Genomic DNA, 19359 nt, shown 5'->3' with positions numbered 1-19359 from the left:
ATCTATTGTAAAATTTAATGGAGTCATATATTTCTCATCCTATCTAGTTTTTATTTTTAAACTAGTTATATTTGATAAGGAGGGGTATATGGCTCATTTTTTATTACTTTTTTAAATTTACACACAATCTTAGACTTAACCTCTAAAAAATTGTGTTTTTATGTTATAGTATTATTAGTAGTAAAGTTAATGAAATTTAATTTAGTAATAAGTAGAAAATTATACAAAATATTTGGAGGCTGTATGAACTTGAATATATTTGGGTTTTTTGATGGTAACCCACAAGATATTATTAATCCTTTGTTTGGAATGTATTATTGAATTGGTTTAGTTTTGTCAATATCTTTTATTGGAAGTTTATTTATTTTTAAAAGATTTTACGCTAACTTAAGCAAACATTATAGTTTTAAGTGTAGTTTAGGAATTTTTCAATTAGTTTTATATGTAGGTTTTTATGTTGTTCATGGTCTTAATGGTAATAATTATAACTCATATGATTATTTTCCATTTCAACTTTGTTCAGTGCTAAATATTACTAGTGGTTTATTATTAATCATTCCAATTCAAGGAATGTTTAATATCACATTTCCTTTAATTGGTCCAGTTCTTTTAGCATTCTTATTTCCAGATAGCAGTAAATGAGTATTTGGACCACAGCATTTCTTATATTGAAATTATTATATTATTCACACTATTATCATTTTTTCTTACTTGTATTTATATTTATATGGTCACATTCAGTATGACAAAACATATATCAAAAAAAGCATTTTATATATCACAATGTTTGGAGCAGGTGTCTTTATTTTTAACGAATCATTTGGTACTAATTATTTATTTATTGGTGATCAAGGATATACAGCAAGTATTGGTAAGGATACATTAAATACTTCAGTTTGATTACCAATTCTTCGTTTTGGGTTTATGTTTGTAGTAGGTATTACCTTACTATGCTTGACATATGTATTTATTGCTAAAAGCTTATTACCATTTTATTTAGATAAGGGAACAGAAGTTAACCCACTTCATGAAAATAAAAAAAACTTAATTCAAAAAATTCATAATTTTGTTAAATCAATTAAGTTTAAAAATACAGTAAGATCATAATTATTTATAAAAATTAGAAGGTGAACCAACTATGTTAAACCAAGAGCAATTAACAACAATTATTAACTTACAACGTGAATTAGATAATAAAATTATTACAACAAGAAGTGTTAGTGAAAGTAGTACTTTAACTGCACGCTTTTTAGCTTTATTAGTTGAATTAGCCGAATTTGCTAATGAACAACGATGCTTCAAATATTGAAGTTCAAAGCCAAGTTCTGCTAAGAATGTGATGTTAGAAGAATATATTGATGGATTGCATTTTATTATTAGTATTGCTAATAGTTTAAATATTAATTTTAAAAAATATCATTTTATAGAGCAAGATAATGAAGTAGAACTTACGCTACTTTTTATCAGTTTATTTGCTAGTGTTACTACATTTTTCACATCAAAAACTAATGAAAACTTTTATCAATTATTAAACTTTTATTTTTCAATTGCCAAAAGATGCGAATTTACTAATAATGATATTATTAGTAGTTATCTTACTAAAAATAAAATAAATCATTTACGACAATCCCAAAATTATTAAAAATAAAAAAGGAATTTAATTTGGAATAAGGTAAGTATTAGTAAGAAAGGAATTTTAAAATGGCTATTGTTAAAAATTTTAATTATGGCAATACACAATGAGAATATATAATTACGTATAAACAACAAAAGCATATGTATTTAAAAGTTTGTAATGATAAAATTCTTGTTAGCGCTCCATTTTTTATGCAAGAAAAATTAGTTGAAGATTTTATTTTAAAAAGTTTACCAAAAATTACAAAAAATAAAATAGTAAAAGAACGTAATCTGGTTATTAATGGTCAAGATGATTACGTTTACTTTTTAAATGAAAAATATCCTATCTTTATTAAATATCATTCTCAAAAAACAGTAATTAATTTTGATTATCCACAATTAGTTGTATTTACTAAGTTACAAGATTTAAAACAAATCCAAATAAAAATTGAAATCTTTTTAAGAAAGGAATCAATGTTAATTTTTATGAATCGTTTGCAATATTGGTCACAAATCATGGGTATTGAGTTTAATATCCTTAAAATTCGTTCAATGGTTAGTAAATGAGGAATTTGTCAACCAATTGCAAAAATAATTACTCTTAATTACAAACTAATTCACTATAGTTATGATATTATTGATTATGTTGTCATTCATGAACTAGCTCATATTATTCATGGTCACCATCAGAAATCTTTTTGAAACTATGTTATGCAATTTTGTCCTAATTATCAAGATTGTCAAAAGTTTTTAAAACAAAGTAGGGGGGGTTGCTAATGAAACAAATAATGTCACTTAAAAATCCCCTAATTCAAGACTTGGTGTTATTGCACGATAAAAAATATCGTGATACAAAACAATTGTTTTTAATTGAAGGAGACCATTTAATTACTGTTGCCTTTAGTCAAAAGCAATTAACAACAATTTTAATAGATGAAAAATATTACAATAAATTTGATAAATTGTTAAAAGATTGTTATGGTGTTGATATTATTGTTATTAATGAGATGATTATTAAAAAACTGTCACAAAATAAATCACCACAACCTTTAATTGGACTATGTACCATGAAAAAAGCTAATACTCATTTAACTACTAATAACATTATTATGATTGACACCATTCAAGACCCGGGTAATTTAGGAAATATTTTGCGAAGTGCGGTTGCTTTTAATTTTTCTGAAATTTATTTATCACAAGGTAGTGTTGATTTATATAATCACAAGGTAATTAGTGCAAGTCAAGGAGCAATTTTTTATAGTAATGTTTACTATGAAGAATTTGAACAGTTGTTAATAAAAGTAAAAACCAAACAATATAAAATTTATGGAACATTTTTACATGAGCCTAATACTACTAACTTAAATAAAATTACTTTTTCTGGCAAAACTGCTCTGCTATTTGGTAATGAAGGTCAAGGTATCAATGACAAGTATAAAAGTTATATTGATACTAACATGATTATTAAAACTACGTCTAATGTAGAATCATTAAACCTTGCAACAAGTATTGCCATTGTAATATATTGCTTATTTGTTAGTAATATATTAAAATAAAGGTGTTTTATATTATAAAACAGTAGAGAATAACATTTGGAGGTATATAGTGTTAGAAGTTAGTGACTTAAGAAAGAAATTAGATATTATTAGACAACAAGCTTTTATTAATATTGAAAAGATTAATGATTTATATGAATTACAAGTAACAAAAACCCAATATTTAGGCAAAAACTCAGCAATTAATGATATTTTAAAGTCGGTTACTCAATTACCTCATCAATATCGAATCGAGATTGGTCAGTTAACTAATAAACTTAAAAAAGAAATTTCTGATAAGATAACTATTAAGTTTAATGAACTTGAAAAAAAAGTAATTGATGAAAAATTAAAAGATTCTGAAATCGATTTAACTTTACCAGGTTTAGATTTCAGTATTGGTCATCGTAATCCTTTATTAAAAACAGTTGATGATATTGCTAATATTTTTAAAAATTTAGGTTATCAAATTGTCAGTGGTAATGAAGTTGAAAACGAAGAATACAATTTTAATCGCTTAAATTTACCTGCTAATCATCCAGCACGCGCGATGCAAGATACTTTTTATTTAGATAATAATAGTAAAGAAGTTAATCGTTGATTATTAAGAACTCATGCTACTAACATTACTGCTCGTATTTTAAGTAAACAAAATAAAAATAAACAGAAAGTAGAAGCTGTTATTAGTTTAGGCAATGTTTATCGTAAAGATAATGATGATGCTACTCATTCTCACCAGTTTATGCAAGTTGATGGATTTGTTGTTGCTCCGAATATTACCTTTGCTAATTTAAAATGAACTTTAAATCATTTTTGTCAACAAATGTTTGGTTTAGAAACTAAAACTCGTTTACGCCCTAGTTATTTTCCTTTTACCGAACCTTCAGTAGAAGTAGATGTTAATTGTCCAATGTGTAAGCTACAAGGTTGCTCATTATGCAAACATACAGGCTGAATTGAAGTTCTTGGCGCAGGAATGATTCATCCTAATGTTTTTACCGCTGCAGGTTTAGATGAAGCAACCGCAGGTTTTGCCTTTGGCGTAGGAATCGAAAGAATTGCTATGATTAAATATGGTATTGATGATATTAGATTATTTTATAATAATGATTTACGTTTCTTAAAACAATTTTAAAGAGAGGAGTATATAATGACCATTTCACGTAAGATAATCTCACAATGATTAGATCTTAGTAGTATTAAAGATAAAGAAATTATTATTGCTTTAAATAGTTTAGGATTTGAAGTAGAACAAGTTAGAAACCTAGTTTTTACCAATACTAATTTAATAGTTGGCGAAATACTTAGAATTACAAAACATCCTAAGTCAAGTAAGTTAAATATATGCGAAGTAAGTTTAGGCAATAAAAGTACAACTATTGTTTGTGGTGCTAGTAATGTTGCTGTTGGTAACAAAGTTGTTGTTGCCAACATAGGTAGCACGCTAGCTAATGGTCTTATTATCACGAGTAGAACCATTCAAGATGTTGTTTCATCAGGAATGATTTGCTCATTAACAGAATTAGGAATTTTTGGTAATGTCCAAAATAAAGATGAAATATCAGGCATTATTCATTTACCTAGTGATGCTGTTGTTGGCAATAATAATCCTTTGCAATATTTAAAATTAGATGACACAATTTTTTTTATTGATTTAACTGTTAACCGTAGTGATTGTTTAGGAACTTATAGTATAGCACGTGAACTTAGCGCTTATTTCAAAATCCCATTAAAGAATATGGGAATTAGTAATTTATTATTTTTAGATAAAAAACCTCAAGTTTCCGTTGTTAATACTAAAATTCAAGCTTTAGCAACTTTAAAAATTCGTTTAAAACAGAATTCAACTAAATTAACACCAATGTGAATTAAAAGAACCTTACAACTTGCTAATATTGCCCCTAAAACTTTAGTTGAAGATGTTGTTAATTTAGTTATGTTAGAATTAGGTCAACCTATAATTACTTTTAATGCTGAGTTATTAAAAGAACCTTCAATTAATGTTTCTCCTAAATCATATCCAGAAGGCAGTTTAAAAATTGAAAAAGGGGATATAGTTATCCATGATAAATTTTTAGCCTTTAGTGTTTTAGGAATTAGTTATAATATTGATTATGAAGTTAAACCAAGTACCAAAGATATCTTTATTTTTTCTATTAATCCTAATGTTCAAACAATGATTGAACAAGCTAAACGTCATATTGCTATTAATAGTATTTTTATTGAACGTTTAGTGAAACCAGTTGCACCTGACTACTATATGATTGCTTTACAACGCTACTTATTTATTTTAGATCAATTAAAAATTGAATATGAAATTCTTGGATTTAGTAATGACATTCCTTACAATATTCAAGAAAAATCACTTGTTTTAAATTATAATGATATTAATAAAATTTTAGGCTCTAGTTTAGAAATCAAAGAAATCATTACTTATTTAACTGTTATTGGTTGTAAAGTTGAACTAGTTCCTACTAATCATGAGTTACTAAAAATAACTGCACCAGGTCACCGTAACGATTTAAATAATACTAATGATTTAAGTGAAGAAATTGCTAGAATTATTGGCTATGATAACTTGCCGGTAACAATGCCAGTATTTTATGTTCCCCAAAAACCACCTACAGTCTTAGAAACATTAATGGGAAATTGAAGAAATCACTTAATTAGTTATGGTTTTAACCAAGTAAAAACTTACAGTTTAACAAGTAGGGAAAGTTTAACTGAATTTAATTTTTTTAATCATAAAAGTCCAGTTAGTTTAAGTTCACCATTAACTTCAACACGTGAAGTTATGCGTTTTAATTTAACAGATAGTTTATTAAAAATTTGCCAATATAATTATGCGCGCAAAGAAACCCAACTTAAAATTTTTACTGATGAAACTATTTATACTGATGATGATGGTGATGATAATCATCATTTAGGATTAGTAATTATGGGTGATTTTTTGCCAAAGTCTAGTATTAGCAAATCTAATCCTAATCCTTATCATGTTGTTAAAGGTTTCATTGATGGTTTTTTAAACAAGGTTATTCCTCATGTTTCACAAAATATTATTTATAAACCTAATAAAAACATTGCTATGCATCCATATTTAAGCGCTGATATTTTTTATGAACAAGAACACATTGCTACTATTGGCGCATTGCATCCCCAAACTGAAAAGCAAATGAATTTTGAAAAAATATTCTTAGCAGAAATTAATTGTACTAAAATAGCAAAAATTATTATAGCATCTGAAAAGAATGTTATTAAGTTTAAACCATGGTCAAAATTTAATCCATTAAATCGTGATATTTCTATTTTTGTTGGAATTAGTGTCCAGTTTTCAGATATTAAAATTATGTTGTTAGACAAAAATATTGAATTTCTTGAACAGGTTATATTAATTGATTTTTATACTGATGATCGCTTAAAATCACAATTCCAACATTCTTTAACTTTTAATTTAAAATTCAATAGTAGTGAAAAACAATTAGATGAAGAAAAAATTAAATCTTCAATAACAGTTGTTCAAAATCTTTTAAAAAACAAATTTAATGCTACTATTCGGTAAAAAAAACTAAGAAAGTAATGAATTTTAAATTAAGGTATCTAATCATGTACTGCTTTAAAAATAGTAATTTAAAATTTTATAAAACTGCATTATTATTTATGATTCCAATTATTGCTCAATCATTAATTGAAACATTATTAAATTTAATGAATAATTTTGTAGTTGGTCAATTTGGTGATGATAATTCTATTGCTGGAGTTGCATCATCAAGTAATATTTATGATATGGTTTGATATATTTTTTTTGCTGTTGTAGCAACAGGAAATATTTTTACTGCGCAATATCTGGGGGTTAAGAATAAAAATAAAATTCAAGAAACTACTAATATTAAGTTATTTTACACTTTAATTTTTTCTATTATTTTCGTAATAGTTTTAGAATTATTTAGTAAACAAATTATGGGCGTTATTCTAGGATCTGAAGACAAAACACATGAAAAAGCCATTGGCGTGGCTGAACAGTATAGTCGTTTAATTGCTTGAAACTATCCATTGCTAGGATTTGCTTTTATTATGTCTATTACTATGAATACTTGTGGTAATGTGAAAACACCATTAATAACTTCAATTTGTTCTTTATTTTTAAATACCGCTTTAGTTTGTATTTTATCTTTACCATATAAAGGTGGTCCTAACTTAGGGATTGAAGGTTTAGCTATTAGTTTAATTGTTTCACGAGTTGTGGAATGTATTATTTTTGTTACTTATTTGATTTATAAAAAACCCATTTATTCCCCTAATTTAAATATTTTGAAATTTACTAAAAGTTTACATAAAAAATATTTTATTACATTTTTACCATTATTTGCTAGTCAAGTTTTATTTGGTGTTTCAGTTGTTATGTTAACTGCTTTGTATTCACATTATGGTGATACTGATGTCATTGCTGCTGTCCAAATTGTCGGTTCTGTTGTTGCTATTTTCTACTCTACTTTTAGGGGATATAATGCATTAGTAGGAAATTCTGTCGGAAATTTATTAGGTTCTGGTGAGTTAGTGTTAGCTAAAGAAAATGCTTTAAAAATTTTAAAGTTAAGTTTTGGTATTTCGACCGTAATTGCTATTATCATTGTCAGCAGTGCCTTTTGGGTACCGAGGGCTTTATTTCCTAATTTATCAGAAAAAGCTATGAATTTAGCTGTTTGGTATATGGCTTTTTCTGCTGTTACTTATTTCTTTATTAATATGATGCAACCGCTATTTAGTTTTCTGTATGCTGGTGGTTATACGTTAATTGCTAGTATTGCTGATTTATTTTTAATTTGATTTATTGACATTTTTATTACCTTTACTTTATTACAATGAACAAGTTTGAGCATTCAAATGGTAATTATGATTTCTTGTTTAGATAAAGTGGCTGATTTTGTTTGTGGTTATTTACTATATAAATTTATTCCGTGAAATAAAAATATTATTAATACTATCAAATTAGAAAGTATTCCTCATCCTATCTTTGAACCGCATGGATAAAAAATGTTAAAAAGAAATATTTAATGTTATACTTATAAAGTATAAAATTCAAGAAAGGAATTAAATATGAGTGTAATTAAAATTAATAATATTACAAAATCATATAATGGTAAAGTCGTACTTGGCCCTATTAGTTTAAATATTACTGCCGGTAGTTCAGTTGCTATTTTCGGTGCTAATGGCGCAGGAAAAACTACACTTTGCGAAATCATTAGTAATACCAAAAATGCTACTAGCGGTAGCATTGAATATAGCTTTGATAAAAAGGATATTCCTTATGTTTTAGGGATTAATTTTCAAGATCAAGTTTATCCTAATTTTATTACTGTCAAAGAATTAATAAACTTTTATCATAAAATCTATGTTAATAAAATTAAACCAGAAGTATTTTCTTCAATGTTAGAAAAGTTTCAATTAGCAGAATTGTTTAAACGAAAAGTAAACAGTTTATCAGGTGGACAAAGACAAAGAGTTAATCTTTTCTTATCTTTATTTCATCAACCTAAAATCTATGTTGGTGATGAAATATCAACTGGTTTAGATGTTAAAACCAGAATTGATGTTATTAACTTTTTGCAAGAACAAATTAGTCTAAATAATATTACTTTAATTTTAGTTAGTCACAATCTTGATGAGATTCAAGCGCTATGTCAACGTATTATTTTTTTAAAAGATGGCGTGGTTATTGACGACACTACTGTGAGTGAAGTTACTAAAAAGTATGGTTCATTATTAAAATATTATTTAGAAAAAACTGAAGGTAAGAAGCCTGTTAGTAAGGAGGCAAAATAATGTTAGCCATGTTTCGGTTATTATTGGGTTACTTAAAAAAATCTTTTCATAGTATCTTTTTTGGCTTTGTTTTTCCGATTATTATGTTGACGATTTTAGTTGCAGTGCTTGGTGGTGATAATGCCGCCAATACTGTTTTACCAGGATTAGTTATGTCAGCGTCACCGGTATTAGGAATTGTTACACTAGCTATGACTTATTCTGATTTTAAACAATCCATTATTATTAAAAGAATTGGTGCAACTCCATTACGACCATGAGAATTTATTAGTAGTATTTTGATTTTTCATGTTATTTTAATTTTTATTGGTAGTTTCTGAACCTTAGGAATTGGTGCTGCTTTATATCACAATCAAATTAATTGGGGTGCTATTAATTGAGGATACGTTTTATTATCAATTTTACTATCATCAGTAATGTGTTCAGCAGTAGGGGTAATGGTAGGAATTTTAGCGCCTGATTTTAAAGTTGCTAACGCTTTTTCGTTATTATTATATTTACCAACTTCATTTTTATCAGGACAATACATTCCCTATCAAGGTATTAGTAAACAACCTGCTTTAGTTATTATTGCCAAAATCATTCCTTTTTCATACCCTGTTTCAATTATGAATCGCGGATGAAATAATTATAGTTCAAGTTCTGATTTAGCTAATTCTGCTTTATTTAATAACTATTGAGTTCCTATTTTAGTTAGTATTGTTTGAATTGGTGCATTAGTATTTGGCGCTATTATGGCTTACAAATATCGTCGCAAATAAATATAAAACAAAAATAAAGTTCACCCTAATATTAGGGTGAACTTTTATATTTTTTATAAAGGATTTGGTGATATTGAAGATGAAATTTGTTTTGATAAGCTTGTTTCATCAAAGTCATTAACTTCAGATGATTTGAAGTTTTTAGTAAAGAGAGAATTTATATTATCCTCATTTAAATCATTAAAAGACTGTGATTTATTGCCATTAGTTAAGGAACAAGTAGTTTTTAATGATTCAATTTCAGTTTCTAATGTTTTAATTTCATCTTTTAATTCTGTAAATTTTCAATTTAATTCATTATATTTGTCATTAAGTTGTTTAATTTCTTTACTTTCTCACATTCCGCATGTAATAAATTTAAGTGGTCAATGTCATCATTTTCTTAGAATTTGTTTTTCTTTTTGAAAATTTACTTTAAAATCTCCTTTTCTTTGTTAATATTTGTCAATTTTTCATTTAATTCTGCTAAAGTAGATTTTTTTTGTTCAATAGTTGCTGAAAGTTCATTGTTTGTTTCCAATTCACTATCTTTATTATCTTTTGTTAAGTTAATTAAACTTTTAGATTTTTTTATTTCATTTTTTGAATTAGTTAAATTAAAGAGGTTGTTATCGTAGTTTCATTAGTATTTGAAAAAAGTATTTCATCTTCTTCAGTAGTTGTTAAAGCATTTAAATCATAAGTATGTACTAAGTTAAAGTCTGAAACTAGGTTTCCATCTTTCGTTTGATTGTTTAAAAATGACTTTGTTGTAGCAAATAAACTAAGTATTGGCATAACTTGGTTATTCTCATATTTTTTACTATTTTTTCCACAATAATCTTCATACTCTTTAAGTATCTTGCTAGCACTATCAATATCTTCTAATTTTTCTATTTTTTTAATTCTTCAATAATTCTTTTGTAATAAGGAATTTGATTTTTATACTTAAGTTTATATTTTGAATTTATTTCTTCAAGTTTTTCAATTAATTCTTTTGCATTCATACTATTTTTATTTGCTGGTGCCATTTATTTTCACTTCTCCCCAATTTAAACATAAAAAAACCCTTTAACTTTTAAGCAAAATTAAGTGGGTTAAAAAACTTATATTAAGTTTACTGTTTTAGTATACTAACTTTTTTTGGGAGTTTTGATAATATGCTTATTAACACATTTTAAGTTTAAAAATGTGACTCTGAGTATTTGATTGGTACTATTATAGTTTACAAACATTGATGTAGACAAAAATAAAATTAACATTGAAATCAATGTTAATTTTTAACTGTCGCACTTAATTATGTTCATAATATCATTATTTATTAAGTAACTTTAATTGCAAATGGTTGATTAATGTTTGCATTAGCAAATGCTGATAATTCTTGAGCAGAAGTTTTGGGATTGTTAATTATTGGTTTAACATTTGATTCAAAAGATAGATTAGGATTTTCTAATAATTTATCTTGATTATCTAGTTCAAAAATAGATTTTTGTAATATTTCTAATTGTTTACTTGAAGGTGATTTGTTTAAATCTTCAATAAAAATATTTATTATAGCATTACAATTTTCCTCATCGATATCTTTACTTAGTAATTGTTGTTTATAGAAATTTTTGAATTGTGATGTAGCATTATTATAATCTAAAGCATTATAGTTTTGGTTTGTCGCTGATGAAATGTTTTCTTCACTCCTATTATTAATTACATTTGAAGAATATTTATAATGCTCATTTCCATAATAATGTAATTTTATTTCATCATTAGTTTTTCCATAATCTGGTTTAAAGTTTTCAATATATTCAACGTCAGATGCTTCATTAGATCTAATAATATTACAATTTAAAATATTACAAATTGCTTCAATTTCAACAGAACCTGCATAATTACCATTTTTTCTCATTTCTTTTAAAGTTGTTTCTAGTTGTTTTTCTTCATTATCTTTAGGATTTATTTTTTTATTAATTTTACTATCTAATAACAATGATTTAAAATCGCCTTTATTAGGTGGGCGTTTTGTATCTAAATTTTCCTTAATATAATTACAAATCCGGCTACGAAATAGTTTAACTAGGCTCACATTTTTTTATCTTTAAAGTCAAAATCATTAAAATTAAAAATACGGTTTCAATCACTTTCTACACCAAAAAGTGCTTTATACCTTTTTTTAAATTGCTCTTCATCAGTTTTAACTTGTTCTAAATATGACACCATTACTGCTCATAAAAGGCAATTACCATCGCCTGGGACATCTTTAATAATCATATCAGTTTACTCCTTTTTAAAAATAAAAAACCATTTACTTTAAAATAAAGTAATGGGCTAAAAACTAAACAAAATATTTAGTAAAATCTTACTTTTATTAGTATATGCTTTTTTTATTTAAAAGCAAGTTATAACTGTAGAAATTAAACAAATGTTTATCAGGTAAAACATTGCTTTTTTTGAATTAAACCTGTAGAATAAAAAGTAATAATAACTTAAAAATATAAAAGAGTAAACAAAAAATAGTAAATTCAGAGACTTAGTGGTCGGTGTAAACTAAGCAAGTTTTTGTTGAAGGTAGTTTATATTTGTATTATATTTTTCATAAATAATTAAGTGCATTTATTTTATGTAAATGAATTAGGATGGTACCGCGTTCACATCAAACGTTCCTATTTTTATAGGAATTTTTTATTTTTAAAAAGGAGTATAAGCAATGAATAAAGATTTAGACAAAAAATACGACCATTTAATAGTTGAAAACAATAAATATGAACAATGAGTAACACAAGGCATTTTCACAGCTACTGCTAAAAATAAAAAACCATCATTCACTATCATTTTACCACCCCCTAATGTCACAGGATTGTTACATTTAGGTCATGCTTGAGATGGAACAATCCAAGACCTATTAATTCGTTATAAACGCTTACAAGGTTTTAATACACTTTTTGTGCCAGGTATGGACCATGCAGGGATTGCTACGCAAATAAAAGTTGCTCAACGTATTAAAACTGAGCAAAATTTAAACTTACAACAGTTAGGAAAAACAAAATTTTTAGAACAAGCATGAAAATGAAAAACAGAGTATGCTCATAATATTAGAACACAATGAGCCAAACTAGGACTTGCTTTAGATTATTCACGCGAAACGTTTACACTTGACACCAAAGTTAATCAAACTGTTAATCAAGTATTTGTGAAACTATATAATGATGGTTTAATTTATCGAGGTAAAAAAATTGTTTTTTGGGACACACAATTACAAACTGCTATTTCTAATATTGAAGTAAATTACAAAGAAACCAAAGGAAAAATGTATTATTTAAAATACTTTGTTGTAAACAGTGATGAATTCGTTACTATTGCCACAACACGTCCAGAAACCATGTTTGCTGATCAATGTCTAGTTGTTAACAGTAAAGATAAACGATATATTAAATTAATTAATAAAATGGTTATTAATCCCGCTAATAAAGCTCAAATTAAAATCATCGCTGATGATTATGTAGAGATGAATTTTGGTACTGGTGTCATGAAATGTACGCCTGCTCATGACGCTAATGATTATGAAATTGCACTGCGTCATAACCTAGCAATGCCCATTTGTATGAATATTGATGGAACCATGAATGAATTAGCTTTATCATATGTTAATCAAGACCGTTTTACTTGTCGTGACCAATTAATTAAACAATTAACTAAAGAAAATCTTGTTGTTAAAATTGAAGATTATCTTCATCAAGTTGGTTATTCAGAACGTAGTAATGCTGTTGTAGAGCCATATTTATCACAACAATGATTTGTAAAAATGGAACCATTGGTGAAAAACATTTTAGAAAAACAAAAACATGTTAAAACTAAAGTTAACTTTCATCCCATTTCGTTTGAACAACAACTTTTACAATGATTAAATAATATGCAAGATTGATGTATTTCCCGTCAACTATGATGAGGACATAGGATTCCTGTTTGATATCATAAAACAACGAAAGCAATTTATGTTGCTAAAGAGCCACCAAAGAATTTTGATGATTATATTCAAGACCCAGATGTTTTAGACACTTGATTTTCTAGTAGTTTATGACCATTCGTTACTTTAAGATGACCTGATAAGTCATTTGATTTTCAAAAATATTATCCAACAACAGTTTTAGTAACAGCTTATGATATCTTATTTTTCTGAGTTGCTCGTATGATGTTCATGGGATGGGAGTTTACTAATCAAAAACCATTTCAACATGTTTTAATCCACGGTTTAATTCGTGATGAAATTGGTAGAAAAATGTCAAAATCATTAAATAATGGCATTAATCCGATGGAAATAATTGCAAAATATGGTGCTGATGCTTTACGCTATTTTTTAGTTAGCAATTGTGCTCCTGGTCAAGATTTACGATTTAGTATTATTAAAGTAGAAGCTGCCTGAAATTTAAATAATAAATTATGAAATGCAGCACGCTATGTGTTAATGAATTTACCTGCTAATTTTAAATTACAATCTAATATTAATCATGATAACTTTATTGACCAATGGATTTTAGAACAACTAAACGAACTAATTATTAAAGTTGAACAAAATATGGAGCAATATGAATTTGTTTTAGTTACCAAAGAATTATCAAACTTTATTTGAAATAAATATTGCTCTTGATACATTGAATTAAACAAAGTTAATTTACAAAATGATAAATTAAAAATCAATTCTTTGCAAATATTGTATTATGTTATGCAACAAATTATTATTATGTTGCATCCCTTTGTTCCGTTTATTACACAAACCATTTATGAAAAAATGGGTCATCAAGACACAATTTTAAATGATAAATTTCCACAAACTCAAAAGTTGGGTGTTACCAAAAAAGCTAATGAATTTGTTAATATACTAATAGCAATTATTAGTGCTATGCGTGAAATTAGAAAAGAACTTAACTTACCATTTAAAGCACCATTAGTTATTCATGTTAATAGTGAAAACAGTTTTTTCAAGCAAGCAAAAGATGATTTAAATCCTTACTTATTACAATTAACTAATAGTGAAATTGTAAGTGTTAATGATAGTTCATTACCGATTAATAATAAAATTGTAAAAGTTATTCATGGGGCATTTTTGGAAATCAAGACAGAAAATTTATTTGCCAAAGATGAGCAATTAAATAAATTGAATAAAGAATTAGTCTTTGTTAAGAGTGAAATATTACGTAGTAAAAATATTTTAAGTAATGAACAATTTATTAAGAAAGCACCGCCAGGAAAAGTTGCCTTGGAGAAGGTAAAGTTAGCAGATTATGAAGAACAAAAATTATTAATTGAAACAAAAATTAAAGAGTTGTAGATTATTTGGTAGTGTTGATAGGAGTTAGTTCAAGTTGAAAATGGTCATTATTTGTTAATAATGTATCATCAATGCCCATTGGCGTTGGCACAAAATTTGTACCATCTAAAGATTCTTCAACTTGTCATCAATCTTTAATTTTATCATCATTTTGTTTTATTTTTGACCATTATCACTTGTGACTTCATATAAATAACGAAGATTCATGCTAGCATATTTTTTAACTTCAAATTGATTAGGACAAGCAGTTAGCAAACTTCCTAATGTTTTAAATGTAGTAACATATGTTGTTTTAGTGAGTATTATTTTACCAATTTTTGAATCTGCACTATTAATCGCTTCAATGGTAATAGTGGTAACATCTTGGTTATTGTTATTTCTTCCACTAAAATATTTAGGTAAATAATAATGTTTAGGATAATTGAAGCACCAGTAACTATGGTAATACAGTTATATTTAACTCATTTGATAAACGTTTTATTTTGTAAAAAATGTAGTTTTTTCATCTTGTTTATATTCCTTTGATTACCAAAATGTGTCTTGACATTATATAAATTTTAATTAACCCTATTATAAGGTTTTGGAAAGGATAAGTCTAGTGCTGTTTATAAATTCTTTCAGTTTTTGTATTTATTAAATATTCCTAATTTAGAAATGAGAATAAAAATAATAGAAATTAAAAAAGGATTTTCTTAGTTTTTATTATAATCATTGTTTGAGGTGATATCATATGCGATGATTAATTATTGGCATTTCTAGTATTATGATTATTAGTAATGCTATTGTTGGCATTAGTTTGTATAAAGGGTTTAAAAGTAGTGAACATACCAATAGTAATCAAGATGAAAAAGTGATTACTGTTACTATTGAAATTAAAGACCATTTACCAATTCGTTCTTCGTTAAATGTGTTAGATAAATACTATGTCAAGTTGATGAAACCTAAAATAAGTCTTATTAATTTAATTAATAATTTACCTATTTCTAATGATGATTTTGATATTTTGGCATTAGATTTGAATCAAACCATTAGTGAAGACTATAATTTATTATTAATGCCATGACCCAGTAGCATTCAATATTATAACCGTTATAATGTCCCATTAGATGTTTTAATAAATTTAGGAATTAGTAATGATGATAGTAAAAAAATATTAGTATTATTTAATGATAAAGATTTGGATAGTGACCAATTATTAGAAAAATTAAAAAAAATATTGGTAACAACTAAGCAAAAATATATTAAATTAATGCATAAATTTATTGGTTTTTAATTTATGTTTAGTTATCATATTGTTTTAATTGGTTTTTTAATTTTTTTATTATATTTTTTTAGTAGTTTTTCCATTTTTAGTGGTGTTATGCTATTATCATTTTTTATCTTAATTTTATATTTTCTTTTTATCAAAAAACAAATATGACATAAATTTGCATTATTAATGTTAGTATTTGTAGGCATTTTTACTGTTAATGCTAGTTTACCAACTCATAATTATGTTCGTGAACAAACTATTAATCTAAAAGTTTCTTCAATTCACACTAATTATTTATTCGTTAAATCAGGGTATGAAACTTACTATTTAGCAACTCATTATTATCTTAATAACCAACAATATACTATTGACAGTCATTTAGATGATACATTAGTGGTATATGGTAAAACCATTCCATTAAAAGCAATTAATAATTTTTATGAATTTGATTTTAAATTATTTTTAAATGTTAGTAATATTACTCAACAAATAATGATTACTAAAAATCAAATTCATGTTATTAGTGGCCATTCAATACGTAGTATGATTTTTAATTATGTAAACACATTTCCTAATGAAATTAAAACTTGAACCAATTTATTATTATTTGGTCAACAAAATACTGATAGTAAACTAGTATATAATAGTTTTATAAAATTGGGAATTGCTCCATTAATCGTAGTTAGTGGACTACATATTAATTTTTTATTTATGATATTAAACAAAACATTGACAATTATTAAAATTAGAATATTAAAAATATGTTTAATTTTTACTTGCTTGCTATTTTATGCTTATTTATTAAACTGAACGATTCCTGTCATTCGTGCTATTATCTTTTGTTTTATTGGTTTGCTTGCTAAATTTAGCAAGCAAACCATTCATCCGCTTTCAAGTTTAAGTTTTACAACATTTTGTTGTCTTTGTTGGCAACCATTTCAATTTTATACTGTCAGGTTTCAACTTTCATTTGGTATTAGTTTTTTAATTTTATTCATTATTCATAAATTTAAAACTTATAATAAATATTGAAAATCTTTATTTATTAGTACTGTTTTATATTTATTTACCATTCCTTTTCAATGGCAAATGAATCAAGGTTTTAGTTTATTTACAATTATTTATTCATTATTATTAACACCAGTTATTTTGTTTTATGATATCGTGTTATTACTTAATTTAATTTTTAATCCCATCAGTAGTTTCGTTGTTAAACCTAGTTTATATATATTGAATATAATTGTTGATGTAACCACCATAACTAATGTTTGAATTACAACCTTTCAAGTTGATACATGAGTGTTACAATTGTATTATTTAGTATTAGGATTGTGTTTTACTTGTTTTCGTTATTTTAATTGGAGAATAATAACTATTTTGGCCATTAATTGTACTATGATTTCTGGGCTATGAGTTGCTAACACTATTAAACCTTTTTATGAGTTAACAATGATTAATGTTGGTAATGCAATGAGCATTATCATAACTAGTCCCTATAATAAATCAGCAATTATGATTGATGCTGGAACCCAAGATTTAAATCCTAATAATCCAACTATTGGTAATTATTTGGCAGCTAAAGGAGTTACTCATATTAACGCATTGTTTTTAACTCATCATGACTTAGACCATGTAAGTAATGTTCAATATTTAGAAAATCATTTTCAAATTGATAATATTTATGAAAATACTAATCAAAGATTACAGTATAAGATTGCTAATTTTAATGATATTAATAACTTAAGTTATAATTTAAACACTAAATATGCTTCTGAAAATAATAAAAGTTTAGTTTTATTATTACAAATTTATCAATTTAAAATTTTAATTACTGGTGATATTGAAGCATCAACCGAAAATTTACTCATTAATTCCGGTCTATTAACTAAAATTAATATTTTACAAGTACCCCATCATGGTTCAAAAACTTCCTCTACTATTAATTTTACAAATTATTAAACCTGAAGTTGCCCTTATTCCTGGTCGCTTTCAAACTCATCGTCAGTTTCCAAGTCCAGAAACTTTACAAAACCTAGCAAAAATTAATGCCAAAATTTACTCGTCAGAGCAAAATAAAACTATAGTTATGCGAATATACACTCAACATTATGATATTATAACATTAACATAAATTAATAATAGGTGAGGTATAAGTAATGGTTCATATTGTCCATGGTCAAGACCAATATTTGATTAAAAAAAATATTGAATCTTTAATTAAAAAACATCATAAAAATAATGATTACAACTATAGCAGTTATCAACTACATGACACTACTATTGCTAATATTATTTCTGAAATTGAAACTATTAGTCTATTTGAAACTAATAAAATTCTCGTTATTAATGATGAAAATCATGAATATTTGAAACATATTAAAGATGAGAGATTTTCTTATGCTTTACTTAATCATAGTGATAAGGTAATGATAATTATTAAAATTCAAAGCGATGATTTTAAAACTAATAATATTGATAGTAGCTTTAATATTATTAAAGTTAAAAATTATACAAAAGTACAACTAGAATTATTTATTAATAAAGTATGTGCAAGTTTTAAAATTAGTATTACTAAACCTGCTATTGATTTTTTAACAGCAAATTTACCCAATGAAGTTAATGTATTTATTAATGAGTTAAAAAAGTTGCGAAGTATTAATGAATTAATAACCTTAGAAATAGTTCAAGAAATTGTACCTCACTATTTTAACAATAATGTTTTTAAAACCATCGATTATTTATTAAAAAAAGATTATAAAAAATTTTGAATACAATTTAACTATTATAACACTATTAATTATGATAAAATTAAAATGATTAATATTCTTGCATATCAACTAGAGTTAATTAGAGATATTAAAATTTTAATTAATCAAAACCATAATTATGAACAAATATCAAGAAAAATAAATATTCCCACTTTCCAAGTTAAATTATTATCGCAATATGCTATGAATATATTATATATTAATAATAATTTGTTAAAATTATATGAATTAGATGCCGACATTAAAAAAGGAAAATGTGATAAAAATATTGCAATTGATTTATTTTTTTTAAGTTTTTAGTATATAATTA

Annotated in this window: 20 protein-coding genes; 15 read left to right on the top strand and 5 right to left on the bottom strand. The window is 25.6% G+C overall.

What is annotated here, in order from left to right; translation table 4 throughout:
* Window positions 1-243: 243 nt before the first annotated feature.
* The 9 genes from RDJ14_RS00920 to RDJ14_RS00880 all read left to right on the top strand — a co-directional run bounded on the left by RDJ14_RS00920 (window position 244) and on the right by RDJ14_RS00880 (window position 9733).
* Window positions 244-1107, top strand: coding sequence for a YwaF family protein (locus RDJ14_RS00920; RefSeq protein ID WP_308149487.1), 864 nt, complete (start codon window positions 244-246; stop codon window positions 1105-1107).
* 31 nt (window positions 1108-1138) lie between these two features.
* The gene (locus tag RDJ14_RS00915; RefSeq protein WP_308149486.1) at window positions 1139-1642 is read left to right on the top strand and encodes a dUTP diphosphatase; all 504 of its coding nucleotides are present in this window, start codon (window positions 1139-1141) and stop codon (window positions 1640-1642) included.
* Window positions 1643-1701: 59 nt separating this feature from the next.
* A complete protein-coding gene (locus tag RDJ14_RS00910) occupies window positions 1702-2394 on the top strand; it encodes a SprT family zinc-dependent metalloprotease (RefSeq protein WP_308149485.1) in 693 nt (230 codons plus the stop codon).
* On the top strand, window positions 2394-3173 hold the full coding sequence (locus tag RDJ14_RS00905) for an RNA methyltransferase (RefSeq protein ID WP_308149484.1): 780 nt from the start codon (window positions 2394-2396) through the stop codon (window positions 3171-3173). Before RDJ14_RS00910 ends, RDJ14_RS00905 begins: the two co-directional genes overlap by 1 nt.
* 49 nt (window positions 3174-3222) lie before the next feature.
* The gene (gene pheS, locus RDJ14_RS00900; protein ID WP_308149483.1) at window positions 3223-4287 is read left to right on the top strand and encodes a phenylalanine--tRNA ligase subunit alpha; all 1065 of its coding nucleotides are present in this window, start codon (window positions 3223-3225) and stop codon (window positions 4285-4287) included.
* A gap of 15 nt (window positions 4288-4302) precedes the next feature.
* The gene (gene pheT, locus RDJ14_RS00895) at window positions 4303-6711 is read left to right on the top strand and encodes a phenylalanine--tRNA ligase subunit beta (RefSeq protein ID WP_308149482.1); all 2409 of its coding nucleotides are present in this window, start codon (window positions 4303-4305) and stop codon (window positions 6709-6711) included.
* Window positions 6712-6755: 44 nt separating this feature from the next.
* Window positions 6756-8180, top strand: coding sequence for an MATE family efflux transporter (locus RDJ14_RS00890; protein ID WP_308149481.1), 1425 nt, complete (start codon window positions 6756-6758; stop codon window positions 8178-8180).
* Window positions 8181-8246: 66 nt separating this feature from the next.
* On the top strand, window positions 8247-8972 hold the full coding sequence (locus RDJ14_RS00885) for an ABC transporter ATP-binding protein (protein WP_308149480.1): 726 nt from the start codon (window positions 8247-8249) through the stop codon (window positions 8970-8972).
* Entirely contained in the window at window positions 8972-9733 is a 762-nt protein-coding gene (locus RDJ14_RS00880) for an ABC transporter permease (RefSeq protein ID WP_308149479.1), read from the top strand. Before RDJ14_RS00885 ends, RDJ14_RS00880 begins: the two co-directional genes overlap by 1 nt.
* A gap of 53 nt (window positions 9734-9786) precedes the next feature.
* On the opposite strand, the gene RDJ14_RS00875 is transcribed toward RDJ14_RS00880, so the two are convergent.
* From RDJ14_RS00875 to RDJ14_RS00855, 5 genes are all read right to left on the bottom strand, one after another.
* Entirely contained in the window at window positions 9787-10074 is a 288-nt protein-coding gene (locus tag RDJ14_RS00875; protein WP_308149478.1) for a hypothetical protein, read from the bottom strand.
* 250 nt (window positions 10075-10324) lie between these two features.
* Window positions 10325-10510, bottom strand: a complete 186-nt coding sequence (locus RDJ14_RS00870; protein ID WP_308149477.1) for a hypothetical protein — start codon at window positions 10508-10510, stop codon at window positions 10325-10327.
* A 95-nt stretch (window positions 10511-10605) separates the two neighbouring features.
* Window positions 10606-10743, bottom strand: coding sequence for a hypothetical protein (locus RDJ14_RS00865; RefSeq protein WP_308149476.1), 138 nt, complete (start codon window positions 10741-10743; stop codon window positions 10606-10608).
* A gap of 290 nt (window positions 10744-11033) precedes the next feature.
* Complete coding sequence (locus RDJ14_RS00860) at window positions 11034-11789, bottom strand: hypothetical protein (RefSeq protein ID WP_308149475.1); 756 nt, start codon at window positions 11787-11789, stop codon at window positions 11034-11036.
* Window positions 11780-11974, bottom strand: coding sequence for a hypothetical protein (locus RDJ14_RS00855; protein ID WP_308149474.1), 195 nt, complete (start codon window positions 11972-11974; stop codon window positions 11780-11782). Before RDJ14_RS00855 ends, RDJ14_RS00860 begins: the two co-directional genes overlap by 10 nt.
* Window positions 11975-12410: 436 nt before the next feature.
* On the opposite strand from RDJ14_RS00855, the gene RDJ14_RS00850 reads away from it, so the two are divergent.
* From RDJ14_RS00850 to holA, 6 genes are all read left to right on the top strand, one after another.
* Window positions 12411-15029 carry a valine--tRNA ligase gene (locus RDJ14_RS00850; protein ID WP_308149473.1) on the top strand — a complete coding sequence of 873 codons (2619 nt, stop codon included), beginning with the start codon at window positions 12411-12413 and terminating at the stop codon, window positions 15027-15029.
* A gap of 205 nt (window positions 15030-15234) precedes the next feature.
* Window positions 15235-15435, top strand: coding sequence for a hypothetical protein (locus tag RDJ14_RS00845; protein WP_308149472.1), 201 nt, complete (start codon window positions 15235-15237; stop codon window positions 15433-15435).
* Window positions 15436-15759: 324 nt separating this feature from the next.
* Complete coding sequence (locus RDJ14_RS00840; RefSeq protein WP_308149471.1) at window positions 15760-16302, top strand: hypothetical protein; 543 nt, start codon at window positions 15760-15762, stop codon at window positions 16300-16302.
* 3 nt (window positions 16303-16305) lie between these two features.
* The gene (locus RDJ14_RS00835; protein ID WP_308149470.1) at window positions 16306-18240 is read left to right on the top strand and encodes a ComEC/Rec2 family competence protein; all 1935 of its coding nucleotides are present in this window, start codon (window positions 16306-16308) and stop codon (window positions 18238-18240) included.
* Window positions 18197-18412, top strand: coding sequence for a hypothetical protein (locus RDJ14_RS00830; RefSeq protein WP_308149469.1), 216 nt, complete (start codon window positions 18197-18199; stop codon window positions 18410-18412). Before RDJ14_RS00835 ends, RDJ14_RS00830 begins: the two co-directional genes overlap by 44 nt.
* A 25-nt stretch (window positions 18413-18437) precedes the next feature.
* The gene (gene holA, locus RDJ14_RS00825) at window positions 18438-19349 is read left to right on the top strand and encodes a DNA polymerase III subunit delta (RefSeq protein WP_308149468.1); all 912 of its coding nucleotides are present in this window, start codon (window positions 18438-18440) and stop codon (window positions 19347-19349) included.
* Window positions 19350-19359: the final 10 nt, after the last annotated feature.

It is taken from the genome of Spiroplasma sp. AdecLV25b, from assembly GCF_030913225.1.
In the GTDB taxonomy this organism is placed as follows: Bacteria; Bacillota_I; Bacilli_A; order Mycoplasmatales; family VBWQ01; genus Spiroplasma_E.
The sequence above is the reverse complement of the archived record's forward strand: the minus strand, read 5'-3'. Positions and strand labels throughout refer to the sequence as shown.